We start from the raw sequence: 21,466 nt of genomic DNA on the forward strand, positions 1-21,466 counted from the left end.
TGTACTTTTGTCCCCATACGCAAAATATTGAATTATGAGCAGCCTTATTTTTCCGTCATACGTACAAAAAGGTGATCGTGTCATCATCCTTTCTCCTTCCAGCAAGATAGACAAGTCTTTTTTGAAAGGAGCCAAAAAGCGTTTGAAGTCCTGGGGACTGGAAGTGGTAATGGCTAAATATGCCGGAAGCTCACACGGAACGTATGGAGGCAGCATCAAACAGCGCGTAGAAGATTTACAGAATGCGCTGGATGATGAAAAGGCTAAAGTTATTCTATGCAGCCGTGGCGGATACGGAGCAGTGCACCTGTTAGGGAAACTCGATTTTACCCGCTTTCGTGAACATCCCAAATGGCTGATTGGCTTCAGTGACATTACCGCATTACATAATGTGCTCCAGAAAGAAGGTTTCGCATCACTCCATGCGCTGATGGCACGCCATCTGACGGTAGAACCCGAAGATGATTTCTGCACGCTGGCACTCAAGGATATCCTGTTCGGACATTTTAATCCGGAAACAGCAGAATCTGTAGAAACCTTGGAGAACGGTTTCAACTATATTTGTCCGGGACATAAACTAAATCATAAAGGAACTGCCAACGGCATTTTGCGAGGTGGCAACTTGTCCGTATTTTATGGATTGCGCGGCACACCTTACGATATTCCTGCCGAAGGAACCATTCTTTTTATAGAAGATGTAGGCGAACGTCCGCATGCAGTAGAACGTATGATCTACAACCTGAAATTGGGCGGCATATTAGAAAAACTATCCGGCCTTATTATCGGACAGTTTACGGAATACGAGGAAAACAAGTCTTTGGGGAAAGAGTTATACGGTGCCATTGCCGACCTCGTGAAAGAGTACGATTACCCCGTCTGCTTTGATTTCCCGGTAGGACATGTCAGTATGAACCTACCCATGATAAACGGAGCGGAAGTAACGCTAGAGACCGGAAAAAAAGAAGTGAAACTAAGTTTTAATTTAGATAAAAAATGAAACGGAATTATACTCTCATCCCTTTATGCTTGGTGTTGCTTGCATTTATAGCATGCAGCAATAATACCAAAAAGGCAAGCGACGACGCTGAAACAGCAACCAAAAGCGTCGTCAATGTTCCACAGTTCAATGCAGACAGTGCTTATCAGTATGTAAAAGCACAGGTTGACTTCGGTCCACGCGTTCCCAATACGAAGGCACACGTGGATTGTGGCAATTATCTGGCAGATAAACTGACTGAATTCGGTGCAAAGGTTACTAACCAATATGTAGATTTACCTGCCTATACCGGTACATTATTAAAAGCCCGGAATATCATCGGTTCCTATAAACCGGATACGAAAAAGCGTATCGTCCTTTTTTCGCATTGGGACAGCCGTCCGTGGGCAGACGCTGACCCGGACGCTAAAAAGCATTATACACCCATTTTAGGTGCCAATGACGGTGCCAGCGGTGTAGGCGTATTATTGGAAATAGCACGTCATTTGCAGAAACAGTTGCCGGAAATGGGTATCGATATTGTTTTTGTAGATGCTGAAGATTATGGAACACACCAGGCTTACAACGGCCCGCATAAAGAGGAATACTGGGGACTCGGTTCACAGTATTGGGCACGTAATCCGCATGTACAAGGATATAATGCACGCTTCGGTATACTGCTGGACATGGTAGGGGGTAAGAATGCAGAATTCCGTTATGAAGGTTTGTCTCATGAAGTAGCTCCCAATGTCAATGAGAAAGTCTGGAAAACAGCCAATGCCTTAGGTTTCGGGCGCCATTTTGTACAAAAAAAAGGCGGTTTCGTGACCGATGACCATACATTCATCAACAAGTACGCCAAAATTCCAACCATTGATATCGTCCCTTACTATCCGGAAGGAGATTTCTTTGAGCATTGGCATACTGTGAAAGATGACATGGATGCCATTGATAAGGCTACGTTGCAAGCAGTGGGACAAACTGTAATGCAAGTAATCTATAGTGAAAAATAAATCATAAATTATAAATCATAAATCTGCAACATGAGTATCAATGAACTACAAGACGAAGTGATCACTGAATTCAGCGACTTTGACGACTGGATGGATCGCTATCAACTCCTCATAGACTTAGGAAACGAGCAGGAACCGCTCGACGAAAAATATAAGACGGAACAAAATCTGATAGAAGGTTGTCAGAGCCGTGTATGGCTACAAGCCGACGAAGTAGACGGAAAGGTAATCTTTAAAGCCGAAAGTGATGCGTTGATTGTAAAAGGTATAATTGCATTGCTAATGAAAGTTCTTTCCGGACATACACCGGATGAGATTCTAAATGCTGACCTCTACTTTATCGATAAAATAGGATTGAAAGAACACCTCTCTCCTACTCGTAGCAATGGTTTGCTGTCTATGGTAAAACAGATGCGGATGTATGCGTTGGCTTTCAAGGCGAAAGATAGCAGTAAATAGAGTATTCTGAAAACCTAAATAAAAGATTGCCTGAATAACTGTATAATGTATTCAGGCAATCTTATTAATAGTCAACACATAGTCATTTAACCACATTATAAAATGCAATGATCGGATTGTCAGTATCAGGATTATAATCACGAAATATATCTGGATAGTCCTTATTTGGTTCTTCTAATAATGCATAATCAATAGTTTCAGGAGTGATAATTCCCCAAAATTTACCCTTGTATACCCCATCAATTAATCGAAAAACCGGAACAGACTTACCAGCTTTATCCGCTAATCTTTTACCGCAATAGATTTGTTTCTTCTGAGCTAAATTATAAAGCCCTAACTGTAAGAAACCATCTTTAGAAAATTGAAAATAAAGAAGATCATTACATTCGTATATTTGCTCTAATCCTATAGAATACTTTGATTTCATCAATTCCCACTCATCCGCTTTATCCTCTATTTTAGAAAAGGGTAAAGGGTCCGGCAACTCTATCTTATACAGAGCATTCAAACCTTCCGGTCTTAATTCATAAACCATATTATCAAAGCTTTTGCAATAATACAATACTGAATCATTATAACTGAATGGTTGCCCCGGAGTAAAATGATAAGAAGATTCTGCTTCATTATGCGGAAAATAGCGTTGCTCCACACGAGTGCCATCTTTCGATATCAATAAGGAATAATATAGAATCGTATCATTCGGATAATTATTATGATATCTATTATCATAATAATAAACCCCTCTCACTGAAGCCATTGCTGTAGGATCAGGTTTCCCAAGCTTTTGCGTTTTAATATATGCTCCATTATCTGCATTATAATATAGAAGAGATTGCCTGAAATTATCAAATATGACTAATTCCCTGCTTTGCTCATTGACAACAAAAGCATTGATATTCGTATATTCACCAGGTCCTGCTCCTTTAGCATCTATGTTATAAATGACATTGCCTTGCATATCGTAACAAATAATTCTGGAAAGTCTATCATGCACATAAATTTTCTCGTTTTTAATTTGTACTTCCTGTATGGAGGTCAGTAACGGTTCAGCAGCCAGTTGGATATAAGAAGTAGCTTCAAGGAAATTTCCTAAATTCTCAAAATTAAAGTCTTCTACTTCCACCGTTATAGTTTGTAGATTCTCTGTAGTAATGTTCCCTATTTGAGACAATCCATATTCTTTTTTATTCTTGCTTTGGCAAGAATAAAAAGAAAAAAAGAGTATTATAATATAATAGATATGTTTCATAATGGGTTACAAACTAGAATCGTTCTCCACATTGTACAGGAGTGCATGAATAAGGAACCGCACAAAACACACAAACCCTTTCTACACTACTTGTAAACCAGCCACCTCCCAACTGAAGTGTACAACGTTTCGTTTCTGGCTGTAACCAACTATCAGGTCCGGTCTCATCTTGTGCAAGAGACTCCACATTTGCCAATGTAGAATTAATAAAATCTGCCAACTCAGAGTTCTGTTTAAAATACTGTTGCATAAATGCGAACATAAAACAAATTGCAAGTAAAACAAAAACTTTCTTTTTCATAATAACTAAAATTTAAAATTAAACATTAATTCAGATATTTATCTTGTACTATGTAATAAAATTCAGTAGTCAAATCTGGTAATTCTGACATCGGAAAAAAAAGATCCTTAATATATAGTTCTCTATTCGTAACAAAATAGAAAGGCAATTCTGCCTCTTCCAATATTGGTTTTTCTATCCGAAATACCTTAGCTGTGTCAATATGATTAATGGCTACAAAAGCCTTAAAATCTCTCAAACTTTGAGTCTCAATAAGAATATTAACAGACTTCATTTTTCCCGTAATATTCTTCAATTCGGATTCAATACAGCTACTGCAATCCGAAAGAGAAAATTTATAGAAAAGCTTATATCCATCATTAAATTCGAGACTAAAAGGTCGCTTTTGCCTATCAACTATCAGATCTAAATCTTTAATTCTCTCATTAGTGTATTTATGACATTGAGTAATTGCCCAAACAGCAGAGCCCAATGCAATACTTTTCTCTAGCAGTTTCAGATTACATTCCTTTAACTTACTATTAATTTGACAGTTATTTCTAGTCATTATTATTAACCCTATTGAAAGAACAAACAATAATGTTATTAGAATATTATTCTGTTTTATTCTCATCCATTTACTATTTATTAATAACAAATGTAGGCATCTTCCCTCAATAAATAATCATTATCAAGATAGACAAATTCATTTTAATATTTATAAGACATACCATTGCATATCAATCAAATACAAGTATATCATCATAAATATGGTGGACAAATACGCCACCAAATAGTATAAACAGATACTAGTTATAATTAAAGAGAGGGAGGATTCAGAAATTCCAAATCCTCCCTCTCTTTTACAAACACCTATCAGTCCCCAAATGCTATTTTATTCTTCTCTTTCCTGATACTCCAGAATATCTCCCGGCTGGCAATCCAAAATTTTGCAAATGGCCTCCAGTGTAGAGAAACGGATAGCTTTTGCCTTTCCCGTTTTCAAAATAGATAAGTTAGCAGGTGTAATATCCACCTTTTCAGCCAGCTCTCCTAAAGATATCTTTCGTCGAGCCATCATTATATCAAGGTTTACTATAATCATATAAATCACTTTTATCAAGGTTAGGATTAAATAGTCAGGTCTTGTTCTTCCTTCATACGGATGCCTATTTTAAAAAGACAACCTATGAAAAGTATAAATACACCCAGCAAAAGATATATCATAAAAGATTCCCTACTTATTCCTTCCAAAGTGAAAATCCCTAGAATATATTGTAAGAGTCCAGCCATTTCCACTGTAACTCCAATAAAAACTATCAGATTAGCATTCCGCTTCGTAAACACTTCATTCCTCTTAACATTAGAAAGCATTATCCAAATAAAAATGCTGCATACAGCCATTGCTACTAATGTGATACTTCGGGAAAGCACCTGCCATATAAAATCATCAGTATCATCTTTTCCTAACTCATAACACAATTGCATGGTTTGAGTAAGCCATATCATAAGACAACTCGCGCAAATTACCAATAAACAAGACATTACAGTCTCCAATTCCTGCTTTCTATTTTTCTTAAATAAACTTTTCATCATATTCCTCCCTTTAAATAGTCAAGTCCTGTTCTTCCTTCATTTTCACACCTACGGCAAATATCTCGGTAAATAAAGCCAGTATCATATAGGAAAACCATGAAAAATGCAGTGTATATGGAGCCGTCACATAACCACTCAATTGAACTTGAGAAATCGCATCCCGATACTGAATATAATGCTCTACTTCCATACAAAAGCCTACAAGAATCAATGCATAGACAAAAATACGCATACGGTTTGCATTCTCACGTGTGAACACTTTACCACGACTCACAGATATCACTACCCGCATCATGCAATAAAATCCATAAAGGCCGAAAAGAGCAAAAGGAAAGATCAAGACCTTAAATGTTACTCTCCAGAAAGTGCTATCTATCTCAGTTTCCAATGATGTTATCCGATATGGAACCTTCTGTTGTATAGTAGTATTAAATAAAGAATCTGCCACTAAAGTCTCATCCGGTTTTACTGATACATCAATAGCTGAGAATTTGAATTCTGTACTATCTCCTGCCTCATTCCAGCCATCCACAAAGGCAGATGCACCATCTGACACCATATCACCAATAAAAACTATAATCACTAAGACTGCCAATATTCTAATCTTTTTCATTATTGTAATCTTTATTATATCGTTAACTCTTGTTCTTCCTTCATCTTCAGCCCAATGGCAAACACCTCTGCCACAATCAAGGCTGAAATCCCCAATACCAACGAAGTAATATGTACCATATCCGCCATGCTCAATGAATAACCCGGCACTGAAAAGACTTTTTCCACGTTATGGAAACTCAGAAACGCAAGAAGGAAGGTGCATACAAAACCGATAATAAGCAGCACTCCTAAACGCCTGAGCCGACGGACATTTTTCCAATTGAAGATATCAGATTTATTGATTGACACAATAAGGCGAATGAAAAGCACTACAGCCCAAATAATCGCAACGTAGTTCGCAATAAGAATCAAGAGAGAAATAATTCTGGACAAGACACTGGGTTGTGTATTCACACTAACAATCATTTGCCCGTAAGCAGCAGGTACGTACTCACCTGTTTTTTCATTGTAAACAGAATCAATTAAAATATCACCGCCCAAATCTTTTGGTACCAGTTGCACAACTTGTACATTGCTAATCTCCTCTTTAGCTTTTGCATCAATCTTGGAGTCAATACCTTTCTCGATCCCGGTTTTAATTCCCAAACCGACATAATAAGTAGTCTCCAAAACCGAATAACCCAGCACGAGCAATACGATCACGCAAAGAATATTCAATCTCCTTTTCATATTTCAGTAGTTGTATTAGATAATTTATAGGTATTCATCATTCTCCAGGACAATATAAACAAAAGGAAAGCAATTACGAGACCTGTCAGATAAGCTTTTTCTCCAATTAATTCACTGCTATATTCCACATCCGGGAATTTAAGAGCAAGATAAACAGAAAGGCTGTTGTTCATGATGTGAATCAGAATACAAGGTATCAGACTATGTGTCTTATAATAGATCCATGCAAGAATAAAACCGATCAGCGTAGCTCCTACCACTTGTGCCGGATTCATATGAAAGATACCGAATATCAGACCGGATATTAAGATAGCTACTACCGGGTTATACTTCTTCAGAAGAACTTTAGTGATTGCTCCACGAAACAGTAGCTCCTCCAAAATGGGTCCCAATATAGCTACACAAATAATTCCTAACCAACCGGATTGCAATAAATCAAAAGTATCGCTCAGCCAGTCAGGCAAAAATGTGAGATGGGACATTAAAAAGTCAATCAGATAAATCATGGAAATTCCCATCATAGCGCTCCAGGATAAATAAGATACAGACACTGGAGAGTATAACCTCTTATCTCCTGTCAAGTAGCCTTTTTGCCACAAATAAATCAGCATAAAAACAAATCCTACCAGCAGAGTGGGAGCCAAGGCAAATTCGCTTGCTCTGTCTACAGTACCGTATTTTACATACGCATAGATCATAGTGAATGGCCCCACTGCCAATGCCCCAAGAATTTGCATCGCCAAGTAAATAAGAGCCAGTTTTATTGCCGTTTTCATCGTTGTCGTCCTTTAGAGTTTACAAAGATATATTTTCTCTATTAAATCATCAAACGGTAGCTCCTATACCGCAAAGAACAGCCATCAACATGGAGAGGGAAATCACTAATAAAGAGATACTCATAAATGCCTTTTTCATAATCGTCAACCTTTATACGTTTTGTTATTCAATAATAATTTATCGTTTTTCGATATGCAAATAAAGAGGTATTTTTTGAAACTAACAAGTAAAACAGAAAATATTTATCGAAAAACAATAAAAAAGGTACGTTTTTCGATAATAATGCAAGAAATATAAAAGAGAAAGGGAAAATTAAAGATAACGGGAAGCCATTTCTTTATCTTTGTGAAGCTGGGCAATTAGTTCGTCTATGGAATCAAACTTCAATTCAGGACGGAGATAGCGGACAAAAGAAAGACAGATATATTGCTCGTAAATATCTGAATGGAAATTAAATATATTCACTTCAATGCTACGGTCAGTGCCGTTAGCTATTGTGGGACGATAACCAATACTGAGCATACCGCCATAAATCTGACCTGCCACAGTAACACGAACTGCATATACCCCATCAGAAGGAACCAACTTATCCGGATCATCCACCCGGAGATTTGCAGTAGGAAAACCTATTTTACGACCGACACGATAGCCACTTACTACCATACCGTTCAAGAAATAATCATATCCCAAACAAGCAGCAGCCTCCGAGACGTTACCTTCTGACAGTAATTGCCGGATAACAGAAGAACTGACCGCAACATCCTTATCTATATATGCACGTGCAAGAATAACTTCTATCCCCAACTCCTGCCCATAGCGTACATAATCATCAAAGCCTTCACTACGATTATGCCCAAAACGATGGTCGTATCCTATAACAAGAGCACGTATATTATAATGATTGTAAAGGAACAACATAAACTCCTTCGCTGAAAGGATAGCAACGTCAGGAGTAAAATCAAGCATCATGCAGTAATCCAGACCGGTTTCAGCAAGCAAGGAAACCTTTTCTTCACAAGTGGTCAGTAGTTCAGGGTGATACTCTGGCTGTACAACCTTGCGCGGATGCACAGGAAAAGTCACTACGCCCGAAGCAAATCCATGTGCAGCAGCCACTTCGCGTACCTGTTCAATCAGGTACCGATGTCCTCGATGTACTCCGTCAAAAAAGCCTATGGTAGCAACACAAGGCTGAGGAAGCACTTCCGGTATGTTACGAAGCAACTGCATTTTAACTCTCAACTTTCAATTCTCAACTAAACAAATGACTCCAGTCTTCACATGCTTTCGGCGTGTAGGTAGAAATACCCAATGTTTCCGCCACACGGCAATTCTCGGCAGAATCATCTATAAAGAAAGTTTCTTTAGGTTCTATGCCTGTTTCCTCCAACAGTTTCTCAAAAATAGCAACGTCCGGCTTCACCATCTTCATTTCATAAGAGAGGAAAATTCTCTCAAAATAATCTTCGACCCGGAAAGCCTTGTAATGGAAAGCATGTTTACACGACCACTTCCAGTGAATTTCATTGGTGTTGCTCAACAGATAGACCACATATTTCTCACGCAGTTTCAACAATAAATCCAACTTATAGGTAGGAATACTTCCCAGGAAACTATTCCAGGCTGCATCTATACGGGCATCAGTCACTACCTTCCCCATCTGTTCACGGATCGCATTCCGGAACTCCGCACTGGTAATCAGTCCTTTTTCATGCTGTAAGAAGAAACCCTGCTGATGACAAACATCGAGCATAGCCTCTACATTGGGCATGCCTAACTTTGCAAAATTCTCAATACAACGCTGGCGGTCCAAGTCAATCAATACGCCGCCAAAATCAATAATAAGGTTTTTAATTCCTTTTTCTTTCATTTTATTTCTGAGTTAAACGTCGGATGAAACGTATCGCCTCACCCACCCACAATACAAGTGAGGTGGAAGCAATAATAATCACCCAAGTGACTAAATCAAGCGGCACAGTACGGAATACGGCACCACCGAACTGTACTATAAGGAACTGCCCTACCAAGATAGCAAGTACTATCAGTTCCATACCATACGATTTGGAAATCCCTTTGAAAGCGGAGTCTGTAGTACCAAACACACGTGCATTGAAAAGGTTCCAAAATTGTAGCATCACGAAGAATGTGAAGAATATGGTCAGACGTTCCGGAGTCATGCCGCCCTCGGCATGGTTAAACCAGTACAACATTCCCATTAGTATAATAAGAAAAGCTCCCCCTACACCTAAAATATAGGAGCGCATGGCTTTCGAAATAATAAAGTCACTGCTACTGCGCGGCTTCTCTTGCATAACACTTTCGCTAGGCGGAATAGAAGCCAGAGCCAAAGCAGCAAAAGTATCCATAATAAGATTTACCCACAACATCTGAGTTACAGTAAGCGGCAATTCCGTGCCTATCAACGAACCAAGCAAAACGATAAGCAAGGCCACAAAATTAATAGTCAACTGGAAAACGATGAAACGTTGGATATTCTTGTACAGCGAACGCCCCCACATCACGGCAGTGCCGATACTATTGAAAGAATCATCGAGCAGGGTTATATCACTGGCTTCCTTGGCCACTGATGTCCCCGTACCCATAGAAAGACCTACCTGTGCATGGTTCAATGCAGGAGCATCATTTGTACCGTCTCCTGTTACTGCCACCACTGCACCTTTTTGCTGTAACAACTGCACCAGACGTTGTTTGTCTGTAGGACGCGCACGCGACATAATTTTCAGATCCATCACACGGCCGAGTGCTTCTTCATCTGTCAATTCTGCAAAAGCAGCTCCCGTAATCCGGTTACGTTCCGTATCTTCCGGTTTCCACAAACCAATCTGACGTGCTATTTCCGTAGCCGTACCCGGTGTATCTCCCGTAACAATCTTGATATCGATACCGGCAGACTGACATTTTGAGACAGCCGCAGGCACATCCTGACGAATAGGATCACTGATAGCGACCACACCCAGGAATGACAAATCATGATCGGCAACCAATTCCACACAATCCCTTGTATCCGTATCTTCTACGACTTTGAAAGCAAAACCAAGGGTACGCATCGCCATGTTCTGATAACCCAGCAATTGTTTTTCTACCGTAGAGCGATACTCTACCGCATCTACCCGTTTGCCATCCAGAATCACATCCTTACATTTGCCTAAAACAATCTCAGGAGCACCCTTCACGTACAATACTTTCTTACCCAGCAAAGGAGATTTCACCAAAGTCGCCATAAATTTACGTTCGGTGGAGAAAGTCAACTGATCCACAACCGGAGCATTCTCACGCAAATCCAGATAATCCCGATTTCTGCTATTCAACCATAAAAGCAAGGCCACCTCGGTCGGATTTCCTACTCCTTTCGGTTTTTCACCTTCGGCTATCTCTTCCAGAAAAGCTGTAGAATTGGTACTGATACCTTCTACCACCAGTTTGCTGATATCATCTTCACCGACTTCTCCGCCATTTTTCAGACCATAGAAGCTCGGCTCATAAACTTGCATCAGATTCTGAGTCAATGTACCCGTCTTATCCGTACAAATCACCGTAATTGCCCCCATCGTCTCGCAAGCATGCATTTTACGAACCAGATTATTGGTAGAAAGCATACGGCGCATATTCAGTGCAAGACTGAGCGTCACACTCATCGGCAACCCTTCGGGCACTGCAACCACAATCAGGGTTACTGCCATCATAAAGTATTGCAGAGTAGCTTTCAAAGCCGGAAGCCAGTCTGCAAAAGTATGGAAGGTTGAGAAAGGATATATCAGTATGACATCTTTAATAAAGAAAATGGCAAATGCCAATCCCGCTACAGAGAAACCGATCTTACCAATCAGATTGGCAAGTTTGGTAAGCTGTATGTTCAGCGGAGTAGGTTCTGTACTCTGCTCCGTACTCTGTCGGGCCACTTTTCCAATTTCCGTATCATCGCCCACGCTGAGCACCCGCATTGTTCCATGTCCGTCCACGACGGTAGTACCACGCAGCACACGATTGGAAGCATAGGTAGCTTCTTCATCAAAATCCGCTTCTACAGTCGTCTTATTTATAACGGGCTCACCGGTCAGATTTGATTCGTTAACCTGCAAAGATATGGCTTCCAGCAGTTCACCGTCAGCAGGTATTTCTTCTCCTGTTTCCAGGACAATAATATCTCCTACCACCACATCTTTCCGAGGTATTTCCTGCACACGACCATTACGGATAACTTTCACCAAAGTTTCCTCATTTACCGCATTCAGCAGATCGAATTTTTTATTAGCGTCATATTCAAAGAAGAAACCTATTCCCGTAGCCAGCAATATAGCGGCAATAATACCGATTGTCTCGGCATATTCATTCTCTACAACCGAGATGATCAGAGAAAATAGTGCAGCCACTAAAAGCACCCTGACAACAGGATCCTCAAACTTTTCAAGATATAACTTCCATAGGGAGGGACGCTTGGGGGGCGTTAACAGATTGACTCCGTACTTTTCGCGGCTTTTACTTACTTCGTCATCAGTAAGTCCGCCATGATAAAAATCATCCTTCATTGCAGTCATGCAAATTGTTAGCTTTAATTAAGAGCCGCAAAAATACAATATTAATTTGGAGATAGCGAATGTTATTAAATCTTTTTATAAGTTAGTCTTGCCATCAATCTCCGTGCCTTGCTCCTTTATCTGACGTCCATTAATCGGAAGGATAAACCAGAACGTGGATCCCTTACCATATTCAGATTCTACGCCAATCTTTCCACCCAACTTACGAATTATCATTTCGCAGATAGCCAGCCCCAGCCCGGTACCTTTTTTATTTTGCTCTACCCGGACAAAGCGTTCAAAAATATGATTTACCTTATCTTCCGGAATACCGCTCCCACTATCTTTCACATAGAAGTAGAGACCTTCAGCACAACGGTTATACCCAAAAATGATGCTGCCCTCATCTGTAAATTTCACAGCATTGGTCATGAAATTGGAGATTACCTGTTGCAAACGATTTCTGTCTGTATACATAATACATTCTTCAGAAGGCGTTTCCCTGATAATCTGAATAATGGCAGATTTATCTTCCAATCTCATACGGAACAACTGCTCTATGTCAAACATCAGCTGCTTGACATCCACCTCCGAGAATGTAAATTCCAATGTACCTGCTTCTATTTTAGAAAGGTCAAGAATATCAGCAATCAACTGCTGCAACAACTCGTTGTTAGAATGCACTATTTCCAGAAACTGCGCCTTCTCTTCTTCCGTACCGGCAGAAGCCAGCAATTCGGAGAAACCGACAATGGCATTCAACGGTGTACGTATTTCATGACTCATATTCGCAAGAAAGGCAGATTTGGAGCGATCCGCATTCTCCGCTTTTTCGCGGGCTCTGTTCAAATCCGCTTCTGCTTTCTTCAGTTGGGTTATATCATGCACAGTAATTACCATCCCCTCCTTATCGTCTATTTCCATGTATTCACCGGAAACATACGTATCACATTCCGCTACCTCACCTCTCCTATCCCGTATATCGAGTATAGCTTCCAAATCCGTGAAACTACTTTTAGCACGAAATGTCTCCTCAATCTTCTTTCGGATAGGACAACTGCCGCAAAGCTCATGTGTTCCACAACCGCCTTCGGCAGACAATGCATTGTTACAACGCAATAGATCGCCTACACGAACCAGCCTGCCTTCCGGTTTACGAGCTTTGGTGATATCATAGTAATTTGTCCGGGTAACAACAAAATCCCTATCTATTAAAAGAATAAAAGCATGGACATTTTGCAAAATAGAACGAAACAGTTCTTCGGAACCCCGCAATGCTTTCCTGGCATTTCCTGCTTTAAGTAACAGGCGCCTACTTCTACCGAGTTCAAATACATATAACAACAGTACCCCTACAAGCACCGCCATACCGACTAAAATTAATGTCGTCATAAAGAGTTCATTTACAATAAATATGAAACAAATATATCTCTTTCAGATCAAAACCGGAAACAAAAAGGCGGGATTTATTGTTATTTATACAGAAAACCTAAAAAATAGTTTTATGGACAAGTACATTTGCACCGTTTGTGACTACGTTTACGACCCTGAATTGGGCGATCCGGAAAATGGTATCGAGCCGGGAACATCGTTTGAAGACCTTCCTGAAGATTGGGTTTGCCCACTATGCGGAGTTGGAAAAGAAGAATTTGAGAAAGCGTCCTAAGACGCTTTCTTTTCTTTTACATCACTGCTTGCTTCCACTACATTCACCACATAATCACCCAGCTTTTCGCACTCTGCTATAATATCCATATAGTAAACGCCCATCTGATAATCATATTCTTTATTATTTACATCCAGAATATTCTGATTCTTCAGTTGATTGCGATAATTATTAATTTCATTCTCAATATTGAATGACTTATTCACGTCAATACTTTGGTGATCGGAACGTTCCACTACAACAATCATCTGTGCCAACGCATCATCCGTCAGTTTCATCATAAAGTGAATATGATCATATTGCTTTTCTGTGAAGTCCTGATTGGTCTGACGCTTACGGTTGACGGTACGCGCAAGATTATAGCAACTGTCACCGATACTCTCTATTTCCGTCACTTCACGGAGCATGGCACGAATTTGGAGCTTACTCTCCGAGCTCAAACGCCCGTCGGACACTTGGTTCAGATAATTGGCTATCTCCAACTCCATATTATCGCTGATATTCTCATATTTTTCGATACGGCTGAACAGCTTATTATAATCATCGTCTTTATCCGTATGCAGCAAGTCCTGCACCATATTGAACATACGATGAGTACGCTCTGCAAACAGGTGAATTTCCTTGCGTGCCTGCAATATGGAAAGTTCCGCCGTAGAAAGCATACCACCGGAGATGAAACGGAGTCTATATTCCTCGTCGGCTTCCTTCTGTGGAATAATGGCGCAAACCGTACGTTCTATCAGCTTTACAAACCAGATCAGCAGCAATACATTACAGATATTAAAGCAAGTGTGGAAAGCCGATAACTTAAATGAAACAGCTACCGCGGGATCTTTTGTTCCCATCACGTTTTCCACAAACCAGGATACAGCACTCGTAAACGGAGTGAAAAGACAAAGCACCCAGATAACGCCGAAGACATTGAATACCAAGTGAGCCAATGCAGCTCTCCTCGCCTGCGTATTACCGGTTAAAGCGGCAAGATTGGCGGTAATGGTAGTACCGATATTCTCTCCCAATACCAATGCAGCCCCCAGTTCAAAACTAATCCATCCATTGGCACACATGATAAGCGTAATGGCCATCGTTGCTGCCGACGCCTGCACAACCATAGTCAAAATAGTACCGATAAACACAAACAACAGAATAGAAATATATCCCATATCGGTATAGCTTTGCACAAAAGCCAACATTTCCGGATTCGCTTTCAAATCCGGCGCATTGGATTGCAGCATGGAAAGCCCCATAAAGAGGAAAGAAAAACCGAAAATGAATTCACCGATAGACTTACGATGACTTTTTTGAGAGAAGAGAAGAGGAATACCAAAGGCAAGCAGAGGAAGTGCGAAAGCGGCTATATCGACTTTGAAGCCTAATGCCGAAATAATCCATGCTGTAACGGTAGTACCGATATTAGCTCCCATAATTACGCCGATGGATTGGGATAAAGTCAACAGTCCGGCGTTTACAAAACTCACTACCATAACGGTAGTTGCGGAAGAGGATTGAATCAGTGCTGTGATCAGCACACCCGTCAGTACTCCGGTTACCCGGTTGGTAGTCATTGCCGTTAGAATTTTCCGGAGCCTGTCACCGGCAAACTTTTGAAGTCCTTCACTCATTATCTTCATTCCGTACAGGAATAATGCCAGTGAGCCAAGCAGCTTTAAAAAATCATAAAAAGAATATTCCATCTTTAATTAATTAGAAGGTTTTATGCCACATCTGTTATTATATCTATATTTAACGTATTAATCACCTAAAAAGGAGACGTCATGAAACACATGTTACAAATTTGTTGCAAAAATAATAATATTTCTAAAGAATTCCCCATCGGGAGTTCACTTTTGGATATTTATTACGGTTTTAATCTTAATTTTCCCTATCAGGTTGTCAGTGCGAAAGTTAATAACCGTTCCGAAGGACTGAACTTCCGGGTATACAATAATAAAGATGTAGAATTCCTCGACATACGCGACTCTTCCGGTTTGCGAACGTATGTGCGCAGTCTTTGCTTTGTACTGTACAAAGCCGTCAACGAATTGTTTCCGGACGGCAAACTATTTGTAGAGCACCCTGTATCCAAAGGCTACTTCTGCAACTTGCGCATTGGACGCGCAATTACGCTGGAAGATGTATCCGCCATTAAAAAGCGCATGCAGGAAATCATAGACAAAAACATCACATACCGCCGCACGGAATGCCACACTACCGAAGCTGTGCGCATCTTTAATGAACGGGGAATGACAGACAAAGTAAAGTTGCTGGAAACTTCCGGCTCTATCTATACCTATTATTACTCATTAGAAGATACGATTGATTACTATTATGGTAACCTACTGCCCAGCACCGGTTTTATCTGGCTGTTCGATATTGTGAAATATTACGATGGGCTGTTGCTTCGCATCCCCAACAGACAAAATCCCAATGTATTGGAAGAAGTGGTCAAGCAGGAAAAAATGCTCGATGTCTTCAAAGAACATCTCCGTTGGAACTACATCATGGGGTTGGGTAATGTAGGAGACTTCAATCTTGCCTGCGAACAAGGACATGCCACTGACCTTATCAATGTGGCCGAAGCACTGCAGGAAAAGAAAATAGCCCAGATCGCCGACGATATCTACCACCGGGGCGAAAATGGAAATCGGGTAAAACTGGTACTTATCTCCGGTCCGTCATCTTCGGGTAAGACCACTTTCAGCAAACGTCTTTCCGTACAGCTTATGACGAACGGACTTCGTCCATATCCTATAGCTTTGGATAATTACTTTGTGAACCGGGAAGATACCCCAAGAGATGCTAACGGTGATTATGATTACGAATCACTTTACGCACTCGATCTCAAAAAATTTGAGGAAGACCTGAAAGCTCTGTTGAGAGGTGAAGAGATAGACTTACCAAGCTTCAACTTTACCACCGGGCAACGTGAATATAAGGGTGATAAGTTGCGGATAAATGAGCATACCATCCTTATTCTGGAAGGTATCCATGCATTGAATCCAGAACTCACCCCGCAAATACCGGCAGAAAATAAATACAAAATCTATGTGTCCGCCCTGACTACTATTTCTTTGGACGATCACAACTGGATTCCCACAACGGACAACCGTTTGTTACGCCGTATTATCCGCGATTTCAACTACCGTGGTTACTCGGCACGGGAAACTATTTCCCGCTGGCCCAGTGTACGAGCCGGAGAAGACAAATGGATCTTCCCTTATCAGGAGAATGCCGATGTGATGTTCAACTCGGCACTGCTGTTTGAGTTTGCCGTACTGCGCTGTCATGCCGAACCCATACTGACCAGTGTGCCACGCAACTGTCCGGAGTATGCCGAAGCGTACCGTTTGTTGAAGTTCATTAAATATTTTACACCCATACAAGACAAAGAAATACCGTTTACCTCATTATTACGTGAATTTTTAGGCGGAAGTAGTTTCAAATACTAAAAGATTATTTTACTTTTGCTTGCAAATTCATATAAATAGTTATGCTCATGAAACAATTTGCTTTCATTCTATCTCTCGTATTGTGTTTAAGCACAATGACTCTCGCGCAAAACACCAGCCGCGCCGATGAGCTAATGCAACAGGCACAAACTAACCTGAAACAAAAAGAATATATTAAAGCCCGTTACCTTTTCCTGCAAGCTTACAATGCTTTCTCTTCACAAGAGAAGTACGACAAGGCTGTAGAGTGCGGTATTAACGCCAGCGCCCTCTATCATCGGGAAAACTATTATAAGGAAGCTTTCGAGCTGTTGCGCGGTGCGGAACTGCTGGTTACAGGAGGCGAACAGAAAAGTGGCAAGGCTATGCCGGAACTGCGTTTCCGTATCAATAAAGAGCGCCTGCAAATGTATATCAACCTTAAGAACCCTGCCCGAGCCAAAGAGCAGCTGACCAAGCTGGAAGAAACAGCTAAAGTTGTCAAAAACGACTCCCTTAATAATGATTTGCTCTACACTCAGGCCAATTATTATTATACTTTCGGCATGAACTCGCAGGGAGATGCCTATATCAACCGCCTGATCGGTCAATATAAGGAACAGAAAAACTACGCCAAAGTAGACGAGTCTTATAAGACATTGATCGACATTGCCCGCAAAGCAAATAATGCCGGACTGGTGGCCCGCACTTACGACAAGTACATTCTTTGGACGGATTCAGTGAAAGCACTTACCGCCCAGGATGAACTCAATGTTCTGAAACGGAAATATGACGAGAGCCTGCAAACTATCGAAGAAAAAGACAACTCTCTCTCCGCCAAACAGTACATCATCATTGGTCTTTGTATTCTCGCCGGACTCCTTGCTGCTGTATTAGTACTGGCAGGTATCGTATTGTTGCGTTTCGTCCTCCTTACCCGGAAACAAAAGAAAGCCATCCAGATAGCGAACGAACACAATGAACTGAAAACCCAGTTTATCCAGAATATCTCAGCACAAATGGAGCCAACTCTGAACACTCTGGATGCAACGCAACCGGGCGTTCGTGCCCTAAAGGGGTTTGCAGAACACATCCAAGAGCTGTCCGATCTGGAGAATACGTTAGCAGAGACTTACGAAATGCGTGAAATCAACATCAATACTTTCTGCGAAAGTGTTATGGATAAGATTAAAAGCGGCTTGAAACCAGACATAACTACCGCCGTCAATGCACCGAAACTCAGTGTGAAAACGAATCCGGAACAACTTGAACGCATTCTTCTCCACCTGCTGAACAACGCCGCCGAGTTTACTCCCGAAGGCGGCAAAATCTGGCTGGACTTCAAAAAACGTGGAGCACATACTCATCAGTTCATCATAAGCGATACAGGAACCGGCATTGCCGAAGAAGAGCAGGCAGACCTGTTCAAGCCTTTCACCAAAGTGAAAGACCTTACAGAAGGTGACGGTTTAGGACTACCTATCTGTTCTCTAATTGCTACTAAAATGAATGGTAACCTGACGTTGGATAGCAGTTATACCAAAGGTTGTCGTTTTGTTCTGGAACTGCATACCTAATAAAAAACATACCTAAAATCAATAGCCCCTATTTCCGGATTATTCTCCGAAATAGGGGCTATTGATTTTCCAAATCGACATTACATTGTTTTATCATTAGAAACGGGTACTTTTGCAAGCTGCAACAACAAATGATAAATCAATGAAATCCAAGTTCTTAGCCATACTATTATTTACATCTTGTATAATAGCAGCTTGTACTCGTTCCAGTCTGAACACCCAACTTGTACAAGCCGATTCTCTCATACAAAAGCTTCCAGACAGTGCCTTACACTTTTTACAAAGCATTCAGTCGAAAGAATTTCATTCAGCAGCCGACCGCGCATATTATGCACTATTATTGACGCAAGTCAAAGATAAGAATTTCATTCTGCAAACTGAAGATTCTCTGATACGTATTGCAGTGCAATACTATGATTCTACTAAAAATACAGCCATGCAGGCAAGGGCACATTATTATTTAGGATGCATTTGGAGAAACAAAGACGACCATCCGGAAGCCTTAAAAGAATTCTTTAAAGCAATAACTTATTCAAAAAAAGTCTTTGACAATAGTTTATCTGGGCATATATACAACAATATAGCCTATTTATACTATTTACAAAGATTAAATGGACAGGCCGATTCAATCTATCAAATAGCAGAAAAATTAGCAATAGTGGAGAAAGACTCCATTCTTTGGGCTGACGCACTATCCCAACGAGGAATGATAGGTATAAGAAAAGGAAAAGAGTGCTATCAAGAAGCAGAACAAAAAATACTCCATGCTTTCAATATTTCATGCAATATAAACCAAAGAAATATGATAGCTAAAACAGCTTATTCATTAAGTCTGCTATATGGACGCATGAATATGGGAGAAAAAGCTGTTGAATTCGCGAAACTCAATATCAGCAATCAATATAATTCAAATGCATTGGACAGGGCTTATTTAGTTTTAGGTGATGCATATTATAAAATATCCCAATATGATTCCGCCTCAATTTATTTAAATAAAAGCCTTTATAGCGAAGACTACTATACCAAAGCAGGCGCTTATATGCGTTTAGCCGATATTGCCAAAAAGCAGGGACAATTAGAAAAAGCACTTGAAATGGAAAGAAAATATTCTTCTTATCTGGATAGTGCCCAGCAAAAACAACAAAGTGCCGAAATCGTCACAACTGAGAAAAATATACTAATACAGCGTAAACAATCAGAGTTCAAAGCAAATTTAGGCCAAGTTTATTATTATATAACCGCAGGAATTACAATCTTCTTGGCATTATTCCTCGTATTATGGAAAAGATACAAAAAAGAAATAATCAACTTCAAACAGAAAGAAATAGAACTGAACAAGAAGACAGAAGAGCTACTTCAAAAGAAAAATGAGCAAATCAGTTTTCTACAAAAAGAAATAGAACTACATAACTATAGTCAAACAGAAAAGCAAACCCTAAAGGAGGAGTTACATACCTTAAAAACAGAACGCCAAGTATTGCTTAAAGAATCTTATGAGCATTCTGAAGTATATGTAAAAATGAAACGAATCATCCAATCATATAAAAAAACAGATAAATCGAGCGAACATTTCGATGAAGAAGATTGGAAGCAACTAATTGCAGAAACCGATATACGCTGGAATGATATAACTATTCGCTTGGCCACAAGATATCCATTATCGCAAGATGAAATACATCTCTGTTGTCTGTATCTGACAGACATACCTACCAGTCATCTCAGATATATAATGGAATGTAGCAGGGATGCCATATATAAAAAGACTAAGAAAATATTGGAACAGAAAATGAAATGTGCCGATAAATCAACATCACTTCGTGATATTTTAGAGAAACTACTATAAAAATAAGAGTAAATTCCAGATAATAAAGCCTTTTTCCTACATTTCTACACTTTTTATACACTTTCATTGAATAAATTCTCTCTAAATTTGCCACCGTCATAACAAATTAAAAGTATATCTTATGAAAAAGTTATTATTTGCATTTTTCGTGTTAACTGTAGTATTGGGTAGCACTACATTGCAAGCCCAGGATCGTTTTTCATTTGCCGATGATGATGAAAGGGAGATTCCACTAGACCCCGTAGGATCTAAAGAAGGTGGTCCTATAGCCCGGAGCATCATCATCCAGCCCGCCAGTGCCTATGTTAATAGTGATATAGTCACTGTAGTTTTCAACAAGGATTTTCCTTCTGCAAGCATTACCATTACAAATGTTTCTACAGGAGCAGTCGTTTATTCTGAGACTTATTCCATGCCTACACTTATTACAATCAATGTAAGTGCAGAAAATTCCGGAGAGTATCAGATAGAGATTGTATCAGATGAAATTCGCTTAAGCGGATCTTTCGCTCTCTAACAAAGAACCTAACCTAAACTTTAACTATAAATTTAGACTATGCTGGGAGATGATTATGCCACCAGTGAAGTAGTCCATCACTTTTTACGGTCATTGACCGTAAAAGTGAGCAGGACTACTATATGCCGTCTGCTCGACAATCCGTTGGGCAACACCATGCAAGGCATTAGTGACGCCTTAGATGCACTTCATGTAAAGAACGTCGTTTACCAACTTCAACCCCAATATCTGGAGAAGCTGCACGGCCCGTTCATTACCCAATTGGA

At 40.2% G+C, this 21,466-nt stretch carries 21 protein-coding genes and 1 pseudogene; 9 read left to right on the plus strand and 13 right to left on the minus strand.

Annotation, left to right across the window (positions count from 1 at the left end; all coding sequences use genetic code 11):
* Positions 1-34: 34 nt before the first annotated feature.
* From DW036_RS23590 to DW036_RS23600, 3 genes are read left to right on the plus strand one after another with little or no spacing between them, the layout of a single operon-like run.
* Positions 35-997: an LD-carboxypeptidase gene (locus tag DW036_RS23590; protein WP_118466430.1), complete on the plus strand. Its 963-nt coding sequence runs from the start codon at positions 35-37 to the stop codon at positions 995-997.
* Complete coding sequence (locus tag DW036_RS23595; protein ID WP_118466431.1) at positions 994-1,989, plus strand: M28 family peptidase; 996 nt, start codon at positions 994-996, stop codon at positions 1,987-1,989. Before DW036_RS23590 ends, DW036_RS23595 begins: the two co-directional genes overlap by 4 nt.
* A 30-nt stretch (positions 1,990-2,019) precedes the next feature.
* Entirely contained in the window at positions 2,020-2,448 is a 429-nt protein-coding gene (locus DW036_RS23600; protein ID WP_118466432.1) for a SufE family protein, read from the plus strand.
* An 82-nt stretch (positions 2,449-2,530) separates the two neighbouring features.
* On the opposite strand, the gene DW036_RS23605 is transcribed toward DW036_RS23600, so the two are convergent.
* The 12 genes from DW036_RS23605 to DW036_RS23660 all read right to left on the minus strand — a co-directional run bounded on the left by DW036_RS23605 (position 2,531) and on the right by DW036_RS23660 (position 13,561).
* Positions 2,531-3,697: a 6-bladed beta-propeller gene (locus DW036_RS23605; RefSeq protein WP_118466433.1), complete on the minus strand. Its 1,167-nt coding sequence runs from the start codon at positions 3,695-3,697 to the stop codon at positions 2,531-2,533.
* Between the two features lie 13 nt (positions 3,698-3,710).
* On the minus strand, positions 3,711-3,998 hold the full coding sequence (locus DW036_RS23610; protein WP_118466434.1) for an NVEALA domain-containing protein: 288 nt from the start codon (positions 3,996-3,998) through the stop codon (positions 3,711-3,713).
* 25 nt (positions 3,999-4,023) lie between these two features.
* Entirely contained in the window at positions 4,024-4,611 is a 588-nt protein-coding gene (locus DW036_RS23615) for a hypothetical protein (protein WP_118466435.1), read from the minus strand.
* Positions 4,612-4,872: 261 nt separating this feature from the next.
* A complete protein-coding gene (locus DW036_RS23620; RefSeq protein ID WP_118466453.1) occupies positions 4,873-5,082 on the minus strand; it encodes a helix-turn-helix transcriptional regulator in 210 nt (69 codons plus the stop codon).
* A gap of 26 nt (positions 5,083-5,108) precedes the next feature.
* Positions 5,109-5,573 (minus strand): DUF2975 domain-containing protein, encoded by a 465-nt coding sequence (locus DW036_RS23625; RefSeq protein WP_233560539.1) that lies wholly within the window; start codon positions 5,571-5,573, stop codon positions 5,109-5,111.
* Positions 5,574-5,583: 10 nt separating this feature from the next.
* Positions 5,584-6,186 (minus strand): DUF2975 domain-containing protein, encoded by a 603-nt coding sequence (locus DW036_RS23630; RefSeq protein ID WP_118466436.1) that lies wholly within the window; start codon positions 6,184-6,186, stop codon positions 5,584-5,586.
* Between the two features lie 14 nt (positions 6,187-6,200).
* The gene (locus tag DW036_RS23635) at positions 6,201-6,857 is read right to left on the minus strand and encodes a DUF2975 domain-containing protein (RefSeq protein ID WP_118466437.1); all 657 of its coding nucleotides are present in this window, start codon (positions 6,855-6,857) and stop codon (positions 6,201-6,203) included.
* Positions 6,854-7,633, minus strand: a complete 780-nt coding sequence (locus DW036_RS23640; protein ID WP_118466438.1) for a type II CAAX prenyl endopeptidase Rce1 family protein — start codon at positions 7,631-7,633, stop codon at positions 6,854-6,856. Before DW036_RS23640 ends, DW036_RS23635 begins: the two co-directional genes overlap by 4 nt.
* A gap of 313 nt (positions 7,634-7,946) precedes the next feature.
* Positions 7,947-8,864 carry a bifunctional riboflavin kinase/FAD synthetase gene (locus DW036_RS23645; protein WP_118466439.1) on the minus strand — a complete coding sequence of 306 codons (918 nt, stop codon included), beginning with the start codon at positions 8,862-8,864 and terminating at the stop codon, positions 7,947-7,949.
* Positions 8,865-8,886: 22 nt separating this feature from the next.
* Entirely contained in the window at positions 8,887-9,504 is a 618-nt protein-coding gene (locus tag DW036_RS23650; protein ID WP_118466440.1) for an HAD family phosphatase, read from the minus strand.
* Between the two features lies 1 nt (position 9,505).
* Entirely contained in the window at positions 9,506-12,190 is a 2,685-nt protein-coding gene (locus DW036_RS23655; RefSeq protein ID WP_118466441.1) for a calcium-translocating P-type ATPase, PMCA-type, read from the minus strand.
* 75 nt (positions 12,191-12,265) lie between these two features.
* The gene (locus tag DW036_RS23660) at positions 12,266-13,561 is read right to left on the minus strand and encodes an ATP-binding protein (RefSeq protein WP_118466442.1); all 1,296 of its coding nucleotides are present in this window, start codon (positions 13,559-13,561) and stop codon (positions 12,266-12,268) included.
* A gap of 112 nt (positions 13,562-13,673) precedes the next feature.
* Between DW036_RS23660 and rd the strand changes: the two genes are divergently transcribed.
* The gene (rd, locus tag DW036_RS23665) at positions 13,674-13,835 is read left to right on the plus strand and encodes a rubredoxin (RefSeq protein WP_007211919.1); all 162 of its coding nucleotides are present in this window, start codon (positions 13,674-13,676) and stop codon (positions 13,833-13,835) included.
* On the opposite strand, the gene DW036_RS23670 is transcribed toward rd, so the two are convergent.
* The gene (locus DW036_RS23670) at positions 13,832-15,529 is read right to left on the minus strand and encodes a Na/Pi cotransporter family protein (RefSeq protein ID WP_022391467.1); all 1,698 of its coding nucleotides are present in this window, start codon (positions 15,527-15,529) and stop codon (positions 13,832-13,834) included. The genes rd and DW036_RS23670 overlap by 4 nt on opposite strands.
* Positions 15,530-15,610: 81 nt before the next feature.
* Between DW036_RS23670 and DW036_RS23675 the strand changes: the two genes are divergently transcribed.
* The 5 genes and pseudogenes from DW036_RS23675 to DW036_RS23695 all read left to right on the plus strand — a co-directional run.
* The gene (locus tag DW036_RS23675) at positions 15,611-17,284 is read left to right on the plus strand and encodes a nucleoside kinase (protein WP_118466443.1); all 1,674 of its coding nucleotides are present in this window, start codon (positions 15,611-15,613) and stop codon (positions 17,282-17,284) included.
* Between the two features lie 47 nt (positions 17,285-17,331).
* The gene (locus DW036_RS23680; RefSeq protein ID WP_118466455.1) at positions 17,332-18,840 is read left to right on the plus strand and encodes a HAMP domain-containing sensor histidine kinase; all 1,509 of its coding nucleotides are present in this window, start codon (positions 17,332-17,334) and stop codon (positions 18,838-18,840) included.
* Positions 18,841-18,982: 142 nt separating this feature from the next.
* On the plus strand, positions 18,983-20,683 hold the full coding sequence (locus DW036_RS23685) for a tetratricopeptide repeat protein (protein WP_118466444.1): 1,701 nt from the start codon (positions 18,983-18,985) through the stop codon (positions 20,681-20,683).
* A gap of 121 nt (positions 20,684-20,804) precedes the next feature.
* The gene (locus DW036_RS23690; protein ID WP_118466445.1) at positions 20,805-21,200 is read left to right on the plus strand and encodes a DUF3244 domain-containing protein; all 396 of its coding nucleotides are present in this window, start codon (positions 20,805-20,807) and stop codon (positions 21,198-21,200) included.
* A 39-nt stretch (positions 21,201-21,239) separates the two neighbouring features.
* Positions 21,240-21,466 (plus strand): annotated as a pseudogene (locus tag DW036_RS23695) (hypothetical protein); the annotation flags it as partial.

The sequence above is a fragment of the Bacteroides sp. AF39-11AC genome, assembly GCF_003474285.1.
Lineage (GTDB): Bacteria > Bacteroidota > Bacteroidia > Bacteroidales > Bacteroidaceae > Bacteroides.